Raw genomic sequence first — 13,597 nt, 5'->3', positions numbered from 1 at the left:
GGGCCCCGGTGGCCACGGTCGCCCGGTCGGGCAAACCTACGTATAAAGGTCTCTGGGGGGCCGGCGACAGCGGAGGTGCGGGCATGCAGCGGACGGTTCCGGAGAGCCGCGGCCCTGTCCGCTACGGTCCGCCCGCCCCCGGCCCCGGCCTGCCCGTGCTCTCCGAACTGGCTGCCGCACTCACCGGCGCGGCCTTCCGTACCGACCCCGAGCCGCCCGGCGGCGGGACCGCGCTGCGGGCGGCGGCCTGCGGATACTGGACCCGCCGCGGACTCGGCTGCGCGCCGGGTGACACGGTCGCCGCCGGCGGCGCCCAGTCGCTGCTGCTCGCACTCCTCGCGGCGGACGGCGGCGACCTCATGCTGCCCCGCCCGTGCCCCGCCTGGTGGATACCGCAGGCACGTCTCGTCGGGCGGGCCGCCTACCCGGTGCCCACCCCCGCGGAGTGCGGCGGAGTGCCCGATCCGTACGCGCTCCTGGAGACCGTACGCAGAGTGCGCGCCGAGGGAGGCGACCCCCGGCTGCTGCTGCTCTCCGTCGCCGACGACCCCACCGCGACCGCCGCTCCGCCCGAGCTGCTGCACCAGGCCTGCGAGGCCGCGCTCTCCGAGGGGCTGCACATCATCAGCGACGAGACCTGGCGCGACACCGGACACCGGCCGGACGAGACCGTGCTGCTCAGCCCCGCCGAGATGTGCCCGGACGAGGTGACCGTCCTGTCCGACCTGGCGGGTTCGCTGACCCCGACGGCCTGGCCGGTGGCCGTCGCCCGGTTCCCCGACACGGCGGACGGAGCCGCCCGGCGCGCCAGAACACTGGACGCGCTCACCGCGATCGGGGCGGCGGTGTCCGCACCGGTCGCCGCCGCTGCCGCCTGCGCGCTGGGCGAACCCGCGGCCGTACGGGAACGGGCGGTGCGGGCGGCCCTGCTGCACGCCCGGGTGGCCACCGCGGCCCATCACGCGGTGCTCGCCGCGGGAGCGCTCGCCAGGCCTCCGCAGGCCGGGCGCCATCTGTACGCGGATCTGGGGCCGCTGCGCTCCGGCCTGGCCGCCCTGGGTGTCACCGACGCGATGGAACTGGAGGACTACCTGGGGCGGCGGCTCGGCACACCGGCGCCCGGAGGCCACCGCTTCGGCGACGATCCGGCCGCACTGCGGGTGCGGTTCGCGACGGGCCCCCTCGTCGGGACGACCCCCCAGGAGCGCCTGGAGTCCCTCAACTCGGCCGAGCCACTCGAACTGCCGCATGTGGCAAGGGCGCTGAGGACCTTTGCGACAGCCCTGGAGCAACTGCGATGAACGACTCACCGCCACCGGACGGAGCCCTTCGATGACGGAACAGACCGAGAGCTCCCTCGCCGAGCCGCAGCCGCACGCACCGGGGACGCAGACCGGGCAGCCCGTCCCCGTCGCGAAGAAGACCGCGAAGAAGACCGCGAAGAAGACCGCGAGGAAGACACAGCCCCGGCCGCACACCCGGCCCGGGCCCCGCACCCGTACACCCGGCATCCTGCGTCCGCCCGGCGAGATCAGGCTCTGGCCGAAGTCCTTCGCCGACCGGCTCACCGCCCCGCTGCCCGGTGTCCGGGCCATGGCCAGACTGGCCCGTGAGGGCGCTGTGCGGCCACGCCCCGACGGGCTGCGTGACATCCCGCTGCTGCCGTACGCCCCCGCGCCGCTCCCCGAGGCCGACGCCACCACCATCGCCGTCACCTGGGCGGGACACGCCAGCTGGGTGGTGCGCATCGGCGGTCTCACGGTCCTCACCGATCCGGTCTGGTCGCGCAGGATCCTCGGGACGCCCGCCCGGGTCACCCCCGTCGGGGTCCGCTGGGCCGACCTGCCGAAGATCGACGCAGTGGTCATCAGCCACAATCACTACGACCACCTGGACGCCCCCACCGTCAAGCGGCTCCCGCGCGACACCCCGCTCTTCGTCCCGGCCGGACTGGCCCGCTGGTTCCGGCGCCGCCGGTTCACCCGCGTCACCGAGCTCGACTGGTGGGAGTCGTCCGAGACCGGCGGTGTCCGCTTCGACTTCGTGCCCGCCCACCACTGGTCCAAGCGCACCCTCACCGACACCTGCCGTTCGCTCTGGGGCGGCTGGGTCCTCACCGACCAGCAGGGCCGGCGGGTGTACTTCGCGGGCGACACCGGGTACGGCCACTGGTTCGGGGAGATCGGCCACCGCCATCCCGGCATCGATCTGGCGCTGCTGCCGATCGGGGCGTACGAACCGCGCTGGATGCTCGGGCCCGTGCACACCGACCCGGAGGAGGCGGTGGCGGCCTGCGAGGACCTGGGCGCGCGCCGGATGGCGCCGATGCACTGGGGCGCGTTCCTGCTCTCCGCCGAGCCGGTGCTCGAACCGCTCACCCGGGTGCGTGCGGCCTGGGAGCTGGCGGGCCGCCCGCGCGACGAGCTGTGGGACCTGCCGGTGGGCGGGTCCAGGGTGCTCCAGGAGGTCCCGGCCGACTGACCGGTCACGTGCGTCCGGGCCGACCGACCGGTCAGGTGTGTCCCGGCCGACCGACCGGTCAGGTGCGTCCCGGCCGTGCGGCCCTTCAGTATCCGGCCGGGCGGACCAGACCCGTCTCGTAGGCGAAGACCGCGGCCTGGGTCCGGTCGCGCAGGCCCAGCTTGACCAGGATCCGGCTCACGTGGGTCTTCACGGTCTGCTCCGCCACCACCAGCTGTCCGGCGATCTCCGCGTTGGACAGCCCCTGGGCGATGAGGGAGAGAACCTCGGTCTCGCGCTCGGTCAGGTCGCCGGCCCGGCCCTTCGGCGCGGTACGGGGGGAGTTGGTCACCCGGGAGAACTCGGCGATGAGGCGTTTGGTGATGTTCGGCGCGAGCAGCGCGTCACCGGCCGCCACCACCCTTACGGCACGGGCGAGTTCGTCCGCCGACGCGTCCTTCAGGAGGAAGCCCGCAGCGCCCGCGCGGAGCGCCTCGTACACGTACTCGTCGAGATCGAAGGTCGTCAGCACCAGGACCCGCACGGCCGCGCCGGCCGGCCCGGTGATCCGCCGGGTGGCCTCGATGCCGCCGAGTCCGGGCATCCGGATGTCCATCAGGACGACATCCGGGGCGAGTTCGGCGACCCGGGCGACGGCGTCGAGCCCGTCGACGGCCTGGCCGACGACCTCGATGTCCGGCTCCGCGTTGAGCAGGACCGTGAAGCCCTGCCGGACCATCATCTGGTCGTCCACGATCAGCACCCGGATGGTCATGAGGGCCCCTCCAGGGGAAGTATCGCCGCCACCTCGTACCCGCCGCCGGGGGTCGGACCGTCGGCGAGGTCGCCGCCCAGCATGACGGCGCGCTCCCGCATGCCCAGCAGCCCGTGGCCGGCGCCGGATGCGGTCGCGGGTGCGGGCGGTCCGGCCGGTGCGGTGTTGGTGACCCGTACGCCGACAGCGGACGACCGGTACGCGATCTCCACCTGTACCTCCGCTCCGGGCGCATGGCGCAGCACATTGCTGAGCGCTTCCTGCACGATACGGAACGCCGTCAGCCCGACGCCGGGCGGCAGCGGCCGGGACCGTCCGGTGGTCCCGGCCGTGACGGTCAGTCCTGCCGTACGCACCCGGCCCAGCAGGGCGTCCAGTTGGTCCAGGGTGGGCTGCGGCGCGTGCCGGAGGCCGTCGGCCGACGCGTCGTCCTGGCGCAGCACCCCCAGGACCCGCCGCAGTTCGGTGAGCGCGGTGACCGCGTTCTCGCGGATGCCCGCGAGGTTCTCCCGCAGCTCGTCCGACGGATCGTCGACCAGATGCGGGGCGACCTGGGCCTGGATGGAGATGACCGACATGTGGTGCGCCACGACGTCGTGGAGTTCGCGGGCGATCCGGTTGCGTTCCTCCAGGAGTGTGCGCAACGCCCGCTCCTCGGCCGTCAGTTCCGCCTGGGCGTCGGTCTCCCTGCGGGCCTTCCGCAGGCCGCGCAGCGAAGAGGCGACGACCACGACGGCGATCAGGGCGGGGGCCGCGCGGTCGAGATCGTAGGTGTGCGGTCGGGCGGTGAAAACGGTGCAGGCCACGCCGGTGAGCAGGGTCACCGCCAGCGCCCCGCCCGCCCGCCGGGGCCGGACCCGCAACGCCAGCAGGAACAGCGTCCCGCCGGTCAGGAACATCCCGGGGACGGTCCGCGGGTAGGGCACGTCGGGGCCGATCTCCTGCCCGGTGCAGACCGCGGTGGCCGCCAGCAGGACCGTCGATGCCCACAGGCAGCCACGGGGCGGAACAACCCGGCGACGAGCGCGCCGCCCTCGGCGATACCGAGCAGCACCGTGAGGACGGGGATGCTGCCGCCGCCGGCCGGCGCGAGACTGTTCGCCTGCATCGGGGCGAGCAGAGCCGCGCAGAGGACCACCAGGACCACGAACACCGGCCGCCAGGAAGAGTATCCGGGCTGCCCCATGGCCGGCCGGGTGTCGGCGGGCTCCAGCAGATCGTGCAGCAGGGTGCGCGGCGCCCGGCGCACAGCGGCCCGCCCCCGCTCCTGCCACCGCTCTCCCCGTGCCACCTCAGGCATGGTCATGATGTGTCTCCCCCTGCGGGGCGAGCACCCCGGTCCGTACGACTGTGCTGTGTCCGCGTCGTCCGCGCCGCCCCTGCTCGTACGTGTGGAACGCCGCCCAGCACACCAGCAGCGCCGCGGCGAACACCGGCAGCCAGGCCAGCCGGGCGAGCACCCAGCCCCAGCCGTCCGGGACGGTGTGCAGGCCAGGCAGCGCCCGGCCGGTGAGCATACCGACGGCGGTGACGGCCATCATCGCAGTCTGGTGCCAGAGGAAGGCGGTCATCGCGGAGAGATTGACCAGTGCGACGGCGGCCCGGGCGGCAGGGCGTGCCGGTATCCGGCGCAGCGGGCCGAGCAGCAGCAGAGCGGCTCCGCACTGGGCGAGACCGAAGGTGACGGCAGCGAGGGTGGGCGGATCGATGTTGGATGTCCGGGAGCCCGGCACTCCGACCATGGACGCCGGGTAACCGGCCCACAGGACGAGCCCCGCGGTGGCCGCGGCGCCGCCCAGCAGCAGAGTCCAGGCCGTCCGGCGGTCCCTGAGTCCGCCGCGCGCCCAGGCCGCGCCCAGGCAGTACGGAACGAGCCAGCCCGCCGCCACATTGATCCAGCCGAGCCAGGACGGCCCGCCCAGACCGAAGCGGATCAGGTCGACATGCAGCACGACGGCGATCGGCCACAGCGGGTGCACTCCGGTGACCAGCGGGGTCGCCGCGGTGAGTCCCGCGAAGACCAGCAGGAACCAGAGCGGGGACAGCACCAGCTTGAGCAGCGTGTACACGGTCGCCGTCCCGACGCCCGCCACGAGCATCACCGCAGCCGCCACGGCCCACACCATCAGCAGGGCGGTCACCGGCCGGCTCAGCCGCACCAGCCTGGCCCCGAGCCACTGCCGGTACGTGACACCCCGGCCACGGGCCGCCGCGTAACCCGCCGCGCCCACCTGACCGCCCACCAGGAAGAAGACCGCCAGGGTCTGCAACAGCCACGAGGCCGGCGCGAGCCGGGGCATGTGCTGAAGCGGGCTCGCGCCGTGCACCGTGCCGCTGTCGGTGACCAGTGCGGTCACCAGCCAGTGGCCGAGCACCACACCGAGGATCGCGAGGGCACGCAGCGCGTCGACGGCCCGGTCGCGGCCGGGCGGGGTCGCGGACTCGATCCGCCGGACGAGGTCACGCATGGCGGACCTCCCCGGAAGGGACCTGTCCGGAGACGATCCGGGCGAGGTTCGCCAGCGACAGTGAACCGGGCTTCAGATAGTCGCTGTGGCCGCCGTCGCCCGCGTCGAAGACCCGGGCGCCGAAGCCGGCCGCGACCGGATCGGCGCCGAGACCGACGGTGACGAACGGCAGCGGGATCCGTACGTGGGGCACGTCGGCGATCCAGTCGTGGCGGCCCCGGGCGGCCCAGACGGTGGCCCGGGTGCGCAGGGCGGCGGCGCTCCCGCGCCCCGCGCCGGGGCTGCCGTACAGCACGATGCCGGCGACATCCAGACCGGCGGCGGCCCGCCCGCAGACCACCGAACCGTAGGAGTGGCAGAGCAGCGAGATCCGGGCGGCCGGCGCGGCCCGGCCCAACTCCCTTACGAAGTGGCGCAGTACGGGGGCCGCGTCGTCCGCGCGGCCGGTGGTCAGCACATCGGTGCTCACCGTGGCGGGTGCCGCGTACCCGAGCCAGGCCACGACGGCGGCCCCGTCGCCCAACTGCCGCCGGAGCGCCGTCGCACCGGCCAGCAGACGTCCGTACTCGTCGAGGCCGGTGTCCGACCCCGGGACCAGTACGGCGATCCGCCGGGCCCGCGACAGATCGCCGAAGACCTCGGCGGTGTGGCCGCCGGCGCGCCCGTCGAAGGAGAGGAAGCTGCGCCCCGGCCGGGCCATGGCGCGCAGCGAACGGGACCGCCCGGGGTCGCCGTTGGCCAGGGCCTCCCGTCCCGCCGCCCTGATGTCGGAGCGCGTCGTGGCATACCGCACGGCCAGGGCCGCCGGGGCCACGGTCCGCAGCGGGGCGAGGGCCGTCGGCGCGGGTGCGGGGACGGCCGCCGGGCGGGCCGCACCCGACACCGGCACGGCCACCGAAGCGGTGACGAGTGCGGTGAGCAGGGCGCGGCGCAGTCGGCTGCTGTGCGGGCGGGACGCCATGGGTGGTCCTTCCGTACCGGATGGCTCTGCGTACTTCCGGTACCGAAGTTATGGATCACACCGGGTGTTGGGCGTCCCGCCGGGGAGCGAACCTCGCGCGTCACTCCCAAGTACTACGGGTAGGAGAGGGGTAGTGCGAACAGGGTCCGGCGGAAGGGCAGTTGGCGGGCCGGGGAAGGGCTCAGCGGGGCGCGGGCGATCCGCTGCGCGTCCTGAGCCTGCGCCACGCGGCGGGCGCCCCGCTCACCAGCAGGGTGAGTGCGACCGCGACGACCACGCCCTTCCAGGGCTCGTCGAAGAGCGACCCGCCGAGTATGCCGATGAGCTGGTACGCGGCGGCCCAGGCGAGACAGGCCGGGATGTCGCCGCGGGCGAACCTGCGCAGCGGCATCTCACCGAGCAGACAGGCCAGCATCACCGGAATCCTCCCGGCCGGGACCAGCCGGGAGAGCACGAGCACCGACTTGCTGTGCTGGTCGAGCTGCTCCTGCGCGTTGGCCAGCCGCGCCTGCGGCGCCCGCCTGCGCAGCGCCTCCAGCCAGCGTGAGCCCTTCCTGGAGCGCACGCCGCGCCGCCCGAGCCAGTACAGCGCGATGTCTCCGAGGAAAGCGGCGCAGGAGGCCACGGCGAACACGAAGAGCAGCGCCAGCGGATCGGTCTGGTGGAAGGCGACCACGGCCGCTGAACTCACCAGCGCGCCCGTGGGCACCACCGGCACCAGGGATCCCAGGGTCACCAGCAGGAAGAGCGACGGATACCCGACGGCCTGCTGGGTCGACTCCGGGGGCACCTGGCTCACCAGTTCATGTATCACCCGGCCACCTCCGGCCGCACCAGTTCACCGTGTGCGAGCCGGTACACCGAGACCTCGGGCGCCAGCAGCGCCGCCTGCCGTACGAACTCGTCGCCCGGCGTGTGGAATTCGTGCGGGCGCACACCGTCCATCCCGACCGGCCAGAACGTGCCGTAGTGCACGGGGACGGCGGAGCGTGGCCGCAGGACGGTCAGCGCCTCGGCGGCCCGCCGGGCGTCCAGATGCTCCTGCCCGAGGAAGGGGCCCCAGCCGCCGACCGGGAGCAGCGCCACATCGATCTCGCCCACGGACTCGGCCATGGCGTCGAACAGGCCGGTGTCCCCGGCGAAGTAGGTCCGCGCCTCACCGCTGACCACGAAGCCGAGCGCGGGCGCGCGCTGCGGGCCGAAGGGCATCCGGCGGCCGTCGTGGCGTGCGGGCACCACGCGGACGACCAGATCCGCGACCCGTACCTCGTCGCCCGCCCGGACCTCGGTGATGGCCAGGCCGAGCCGCCGCAGCCCCGGCACGGCGCGGACCGCGCCGCGCGGCACGATCAGCGTGGTGCCCGGCGCGAGGCGGGCCAGCGACGGCAGATGCAGATGGTCGGCGTGCAGATGCGAGACGAGGACGGCCCGGGCGGCTGCCGCGCGGGGCGGCGGCACCGCGCCGCGGCGGCGCCTGAGGTGGGCCAGTCTGCGGGTGAACAGCGGGTCGGTCAGCACCCGGACCCCGGAGTCCTCGACCGTACACGTGGCATGTCCCCACCAGGTCACATCGACCGGCACCTGCCGCCTCCTCACGTCTGGTCGCTTCTGGCCGCGTCTCGTCGCGCCGGACTCCACGCGACTCTATGCGGCCCGCTGCCCGGACAGCGTGTCACGTCTGTCCCGGTCCACGGCGGGGTAGCGATCAGGCGAAACGGGAGGAGGCTCCGTGACCCTGTACTCGGAGCAGTGTCCGCGCTGCGGAGGTGTCCTCGCCGTCACGCAGGACGGCTGGAAGATCTGCCACTCCTGCGGGTACTCGTCCCCGCCGTGACCCGTGTCACGAGGGACCCGGCGGAGCTGCTGCCGCCCGGCGGCCGTGGCCCGGGTGCTGTCCGGTCCTGTGAAAAGCTGGCCGCCGGGCCCACCCGGGGTCCCTCAGGACGTGAGGTGGAAGAGGCGTGGCCGCAGGGCGATGGCGCAGGGCGGGCAGCGCTCTGTTCCGGGTGATCGTGGTGTGGGCCGTGTCCACCCTGACCATGCTCGCGCTCGCCGGGCTCCTGCCGGACTTCCAGCTGGAGTCCGACAACGGCGACAGCGCCACCACGGTCGCGATCACCGCCGGGTGGGGCGCAGCCGCGTTCGGCCTGCTCAGCGCGCTGGTCTGGCCCCTGGTGGTGCGCGCGCTGCTGCTGGTCCCCGCCCTTGTCCTGGGCCTGCTGGTCTTCTTCCTCAACGGCTCGCTCCTGCTGGTCGCCCTGGACCTGATACCGAACGGTCGCGGCACGTCCAACCCCGAGACGGCTGTCGTGGTCGCCGCCGTGATGTCCGCCGTCGCCTCCGCCACCTCCACCGCGCTCACGGTGCGCGACGACGAGGCGTACCGCCGCAGGCTCTCGCGGCTCGCCTCCCGCAGACGGCGCAGACGCGGCGAGGACACGGGGCGGGGCGGTCCGCACGGGACGGTCTTCCTCCAGCTCGACGGGGTGGGCCACGCGGCGCTGCTGCGGGCGGTCCACGACGGGCTGATGCCCACCGTCGCCGGGTGGATCGGCTCCACCCACCGGCTCGACGCCTGGCGCACCGACTGGTCCAGCCAGACCGGCGCCAGTCAGCTGGGCATCCTGCACGGCTCCAACCACGACATCCCCGCCTTCCGCTGGTACGAGAAGGAGACCGGCGACGTGATGGTCTGCAACCGGCCGGCCAGCGCCGCCGAGCTCCAGCGCCGGGCGGTCGCGCGCACCGGCGACGGCGGGCTGCTCGGCATGGACGGCGCGAGCCGCGGCAACCTCTTCAGCGGCGGCGCCGACGAACTGGCCCTGGTGCTCTCGGTCGCCGCACGGCGGGACCGCGACCACCGCTCCCGGGCCGGCTACTTCGCGTACTTCTCCGACCCGGCCAACGCGGTCCGTACCGCGATCTCGTTCTTCGCGGAGGTCGGCCGCGAGATCGGTGAGTCGACGCGGGCCCGCGCCCGGCAGGAGGAGCCGCGGATCAAGCGCGGTGGCCTCTACCCGTTCATCAGGGCCTTCGCGACCGTGGTGGAGCGCGACGTGGTGGTGTCCGCGGTGATAGGCGACATGTTCGCCGGCCGGACCGCGGTCTATGCCGACCTGGTGGCGTACGACGAGGTGGCGCACCACAGCGGGCCGCACAGCAGGGACGCGGCCAAGGTGCTGGCGCGGCTCGACCGTTCGCTGGCGCTGATCGCGAAGGCCGAGGACCACGCACCGCGCCCGTACCGCATCGTGCTGCTCTCGGACCACGGGCAGAGCCCCGGGCAGACCTTCGAGGGCGCGTACGGACTGACGCTCAAGGACCTGGTGCGGGCGGGCTGCGGGCTGCCGGTCCCGCGCCGGGCCCAGCGGACGAGGAGCGGCTCGGAGGCACGGGCCGCGGTCCGTGTGGTGCTGCACCGGCCGGTGCCGGCCGGCGACGAGACCCCGCCGGACCCCGGCTCCGACCCGGTCGTGCTGGCCTCCGGGAACCTCGGGCTCATCTCCTTCCCCGACGTGCCCGGCCGGATGACGCGCGAGCAGCTGGACCGCCGCAACCCGGCGCTGCTGCCCACCCTGGCCAACCATCCGGGGATCGGGTTCCTGCTCCTGGCGAGCGAGGAGCACGGTTCGGTGGTGCTGGGTCCGGACGGAGCCGAGGTGCCGGTCGCCCGGCTGGCCGACGGCGAGGGCCCGCTCGCGGGCTTCGGGCCCGGTGCGGCCGACGCTGTACGGAGGACGGACGCGTTCCCGCATGTCGCCGATGTCATGGTCAATTCGATGTACGACCCGGAGACCGGCACCGTGCACGCCTTCGAGGGGCAGATCGGCTCGCACGGCGGCCTCGGCGGCGAACAGTCGGCGCCCTTCCTGCTGGCGCCGCTCGATCTGTCGGCACCGGTGGACGAGGGGCAGGAATTGATCGGCGCCGAACAGGTGCACCGCGTTCTGCGGCGCTGGCTGTCCGAGAGCGCGGGCCCCCAGGTCCCGCTCGGCACGGCGGTCCCGGTGGCGGGCGGCGCCGCACCCGACGGCACGGACTGAACAGCACGGCCCGGTCCGGGTCCCGCCACGCTCCGGCTGCTGTCGGTGCTGACAGCGTCCGTTCCGGTGCCGGGCCCCGGCTCGCGGGGCCCGGCACCAACAGCGGTCAGCCGGTGATGATCGCCGGGTCGCTCACCCCGGGCCTGCCGGTCTCGACATGTCCGGCCAGCCGGCGCAGATAACCGCCGTCCAGGTCCGAGACCACGGTCAGGTCGTACCACTGCCGGGTGGAGCGCAGGTCCACCGTGTGGACCACGGTCTTCCCCTTGCGGACCGTGAAGGTCTCGCTCTTCCCGCCGTACGCGTTGCTGACGGTGAGGTGGCAGTCGGCGCCGCCCGCGTTGGTCATCGTCAGCTCGACCGAGCCGTCGCCGGCCCGGTGGCGCGCGGTCACCTCGGGGCCCGCGGTGGAGCCGGGGCCCTTGAACGTACGGAGGAAACCGTTCGGGCCGAACACCGAGAGATCGTAGGAACCCTTGGAGTAGGAGGTGTTCCAGGTGTCCGAGAGCTTCTTGCCCGCCTCGGCGGTGTACGTCCACGGCCCGTCGCCGCGGTTGGCCGACGTCACCGTGAAGCAGGCTCCGGCGTCCGCGCCCCCGCTGAAGGTGAGCGTGAACTTCCCGTCGGCCGGCGCCGCCTGCCCGTCCACCAGCGGGGCGTAGGGCAGCGGACGGGACGGCCGCGACCCGGCCTCCTGCTTGGGCAGCGCCGGGTCCGCGGGCGCCTTCGGTACGTAACTGTCGTGCCGGTCGTTGTCCGGCGGCCGGAAGCCGGCGGTGTCGGGCAGCGTGGCGGGCCTGGTGTTCTGCAGACCGAAGTCGAAGGCCGACGTCAGGTCACCGCAGATGGCCCGCCGCCAGGGCGAGATGTTCGGCTCCGCCACACCGAAGCGGGCCTCCATGAAGCGGATGACCGAGGTGTGGTCGAAGACCTCGGAGCAGACGTAGCCCCCGGTGCTCCAGGGGGAGACGACGGTCATCGGGACGCGCTGGCCGAGGCCGTAGGGTCCCGCACCGTAACTCGCGTCGCCGGGGAAGTAGTCGAGCGAGGTGTCCACCGTGGAGGCGCCCCGGTCGGCGGAGGCCGGCGGGAACGGCGGGAGGGCGTGGTCGAAGTAGCCGTCGTTCTCGTCGTAGGTGACGAAGAGCGCCGTCTTGCTCCACACCTCCGGGTTCGACGTCAGCGCGTCCAGCACCTGGGAGACGTACCAGGCACCGTAGTTCGCGGGCCAGTTGGGGTGCTCGGAGAAGGCCTCGGGGGCGGCGACCCAGGAGACCTGGGGCAGCTTGTCCGCCTTCACGTCGGCCCGGAGGATGTCGAAGAAGCCGTCGCCGTTCTTGGCGTTCGTGCCGGTGCGCGCCTTCTCGTACAGCGGGTCGCCGGCCTTGGCGTTGCGGTACGTGTTGAAGTACAGCAGCGAGTTGTCGCCGTAGTTGCCGCGGTAGGCGTCGTCGATCCAGCCCCAGGAGCCGTCCTTGTCCAGGCCGTCACCGATGTCCTGGTAGATCTTCCAGGAGACCCCGGACTTCTCCAGGCGCTCCGGGTACGTCGTCCAGTCGTACCCGGCCTCGGCGTTGCCGAGTACCGGGCCGCCGCCCTTGCCGTCATTGCCGACGTGACCGGACCACAGGTAGTAGCGGTTGGGGTCGGTGGCCCCCATGAACGACGAGTGGTAGGCGTCGCACACCGTGAACGCGTCGGCCAGCGCGTAGTGGAACGGGATGTCCTTGCGGGTCAGATGGGCCATCGTGCCCGCGGACTTGGCGGGAATCCACTGGTCGTACTTGCCCTGGTTCCAGGCCTTGTGGCCGCCCGCCCAGTCGTGGTCGAGGCCGGCGATGAACTTCATGCCGAGATCCTCGGCGTCCGGGTGGTAGGGCAGGACGTCCTTGGTGCCGTCCGACTGGTACCAGACCGGCTTGCCCCCGACGGGTGTCACCGGGCGGGGGTCGCCGAAGCCGCGAACACCCTTCATGGAACCGAAGTAGTGGTCGAATGAACGATTCTCCTGCATCAGGACGACGATGTGCTCGATGTCCTTGATCGTTCCCGAGCGGCGCTTCGCGGGGATGGCGGCGGCACGGTCGATGCTGTTCGAGAGGGCCGAGAAGCCCGCGGTCGCGCCCGCGATCTGGAGGAAGCGGCGCCGATTGAACTGAGGCATGTGGAGGGGGACCTCTCGTGGTGTGAGGGGATTGATCCAGCCGAGTCTTCCCAGACGAGGGGGTGAAAGGGAAGAGCTGGTGGCAGGCAAGTGGCGGAACACGGCATATGAAGCGAACAACTCAGCCGATTCCGGTCAGCTTTCGCAGAACTTGTTCATACAACTCGTTCCCTTGGCCCGCCTTCGCGCACCACGCGGCCCGCCTTCACGCCGAGGGCGCCGCCCCGGCCCGCTTCGGCTCCGTGAAGACCACCGGCACCTCGTTGCCCCGCACCAGCTGCCCCAGTAACGCCGCCAGCCGGTCGCGCTCCGCCGGACCCGCTCCGTCGGCCAGCGCCTCCATCCGCACGCTCGCGTCGGCGCAGAAGTCGCCGGACACCCTGGCGCCCTCGTCGGACAGGGCGACCCGCACCGCGCGTCTGTCCAGCGGATCCGGCTCCCGGTGCACCAGCCCGCGCCGCTCCGCCCGGTCCACGAGACCGGTCAGGCTGGACTTCTCCAGGCCCAGCATGGTGCTCAATTCCCCCATGCCGCGCGGCTGAGCCATCAGTACGCAGATCAACTGGGCCTGCTGCACGGGCAGTCCGTACTCCCGGCTGGCTTCCGTGTACACGGCCTGGACCAGGAACGACGTCCGCACCAGCGCGGCCGCGATCCCCATCGGCTCCTCACTCCTGATCATCGCCATCGGGTCAGCATAGGGCGGACGGTTCGCATCGCGAACGA

The 13,597-nt window shown here is 73.1% G+C and carries 12 protein-coding genes; 3 read left to right on the top strand and 9 right to left on the bottom strand.

All coding sequences use genetic code 11. The annotated features are described in order from the left end of the window. The first annotated feature begins 83 nt into the window (after window positions 1-83). Together OG285_RS03870 and OG285_RS03865 are read left to right on the top strand one after the other, a co-directional pair. Entirely contained in the window at window positions 84-1,301 is a 1,218-nt protein-coding gene (locus tag OG285_RS03870; protein ID WP_371790166.1) for an aminotransferase class I/II-fold pyridoxal phosphate-dependent enzyme, read from the top strand. Window positions 1,302-1,332: 31 nt separating this feature from the next. Next, a complete protein-coding gene (locus OG285_RS03865) occupies window positions 1,333-2,481 on the top strand; it encodes an MBL fold metallo-hydrolase (protein ID WP_371790165.1) in 1,149 nt (382 codons plus the stop codon). An 85-nt stretch (window positions 2,482-2,566) separates the two neighbouring features. Here OG285_RS03865 and OG285_RS03860 read toward each other — a convergent pair whose 3' ends face one another. The 7 genes from OG285_RS03860 to OG285_RS03830 all read right to left on the bottom strand — a co-directional run bounded on the left by OG285_RS03860 (window position 2,567) and on the right by OG285_RS03830 (window position 8,245). Beyond that, on the bottom strand, window positions 2,567-3,235 hold the full coding sequence (locus OG285_RS03860) for a response regulator transcription factor (protein WP_356830981.1): 669 nt from the start codon (window positions 3,233-3,235) through the stop codon (window positions 2,567-2,569). After that, window positions 3,232-4,161: a sensor histidine kinase gene (locus OG285_RS03855; protein ID WP_371790164.1), complete on the bottom strand. Its 930-nt coding sequence runs from the start codon at window positions 4,159-4,161 to the stop codon at window positions 3,232-3,234. The genes OG285_RS03860 and OG285_RS03855 overlap by 4 nt, the downstream gene beginning before the upstream one ends. Then, on the bottom strand, window positions 4,125-4,541 hold the full coding sequence (locus OG285_RS03850; protein ID WP_371790163.1) for a hypothetical protein: 417 nt from the start codon (window positions 4,539-4,541) through the stop codon (window positions 4,125-4,127). The genes OG285_RS03855 and OG285_RS03850 overlap by 37 nt, the downstream gene beginning before the upstream one ends. Next, entirely contained in the window at window positions 4,528-5,703 is a 1,176-nt protein-coding gene (locus OG285_RS03845) for an acyltransferase (RefSeq protein ID WP_371790162.1), read from the bottom strand. The genes OG285_RS03850 and OG285_RS03845 overlap by 14 nt, the downstream gene beginning before the upstream one ends. Further along, window positions 5,696-6,664 carry an alpha/beta hydrolase gene (locus OG285_RS03840; RefSeq protein WP_371790161.1) on the bottom strand — a complete coding sequence of 323 codons (969 nt, stop codon included), beginning with the start codon at window positions 6,662-6,664 and terminating at the stop codon, window positions 5,696-5,698. Before OG285_RS03840 ends, OG285_RS03845 begins: the two co-directional genes overlap by 8 nt. Before the next feature lie 181 nt (window positions 6,665-6,845). Continuing rightward, on the bottom strand, window positions 6,846-7,478 hold the full coding sequence (locus tag OG285_RS03835) for a DedA family protein (RefSeq protein WP_371790160.1): 633 nt from the start codon (window positions 7,476-7,478) through the stop codon (window positions 6,846-6,848). Next, window positions 7,475-8,245: an MBL fold metallo-hydrolase gene (locus OG285_RS03830; RefSeq protein ID WP_356830973.1), complete on the bottom strand. Its 771-nt coding sequence runs from the start codon at window positions 8,243-8,245 to the stop codon at window positions 7,475-7,477. Before OG285_RS03830 ends, OG285_RS03835 begins: the two co-directional genes overlap by 4 nt. A 380-nt stretch (window positions 8,246-8,625) precedes the next feature. On the opposite strand from OG285_RS03830, the gene OG285_RS03825 reads away from it, so the two are divergent. Then, entirely contained in the window at window positions 8,626-10,707 is a 2,082-nt protein-coding gene (locus tag OG285_RS03825) for a phage holin family protein (protein ID WP_371790159.1), read from the top strand. A gap of 106 nt (window positions 10,708-10,813) precedes the next feature. On the opposite strand, the gene OG285_RS03820 is transcribed toward OG285_RS03825, so the two are convergent. Beyond that, complete coding sequence (locus tag OG285_RS03820; protein WP_371790158.1) at window positions 10,814-12,871, bottom strand: phosphocholine-specific phospholipase C; 2,058 nt, start codon at window positions 12,869-12,871, stop codon at window positions 10,814-10,816. 205 nt (window positions 12,872-13,076) lie between these two features. Then, complete coding sequence (locus tag OG285_RS03815; protein WP_371790157.1) at window positions 13,077-13,559, bottom strand: MarR family winged helix-turn-helix transcriptional regulator; 483 nt, start codon at window positions 13,557-13,559, stop codon at window positions 13,077-13,079. Window positions 13,560-13,597 lie beyond the last annotated feature (38 nt).

Origin of the sequence: Streptomyces sp. NBC_01471, from assembly GCF_041438865.1 — a bacterium.
Classification (GTDB): Bacteria; Actinomycetota; Actinomycetes; order Streptomycetales; family Streptomycetaceae; genus Streptomyces.
The sequence above is the reverse complement of the archived record's forward strand: the minus strand, read 5'-3'. Positions and strand labels throughout refer to the sequence as shown.

Coding starts and splice junctions, on each gene's coding strand:
- OG285_RS03840 (WP_371790161.1), bottom strand. CDS start 6,664: ATGGCGTCCCGCCCGCACAGCAGCCGACTGCGCCGCGCCCTGCTCACC.
- OG285_RS03815 (WP_371790157.1), bottom strand. CDS start 13,559: ATGGCGATGATCAGGAGTGAGGAGCCGATGGGGATCGCGGCCGCGCTG.
- OG285_RS03860 (WP_356830981.1), bottom strand. CDS start 3,235: ATGACCATCCGGGTGCTGATCGTGGACGACCAGATGATGGTCCGGCAG.
- OG285_RS03870 (WP_371790166.1), top strand. CDS start 84: ATGCAGCGGACGGTTCCGGAGAGCCGCGGCCCTGTCCGCTACGGTCCG.
- OG285_RS03850 (WP_371790163.1), bottom strand. CDS start 4,541: ATGACCATGCCTGAGGTGGCACGGGGAGAGCGGTGGCAGGAGCGGGGG.
- OG285_RS03845 (WP_371790162.1), bottom strand. CDS start 5,703: ATGCGTGACCTCGTCCGGCGGATCGAGTCCGCGACCCCGCCCGGCCGC.
- OG285_RS03865 (WP_371790165.1), top strand. CDS start 1,333: ATGACGGAACAGACCGAGAGCTCCCTCGCCGAGCCGCAGCCGCACGCA.
- OG285_RS03820 (WP_371790158.1), bottom strand. CDS start 12,871: ATGCCTCAGTTCAATCGGCGCCGCTTCCTCCAGATCGCGGGCGCGACC.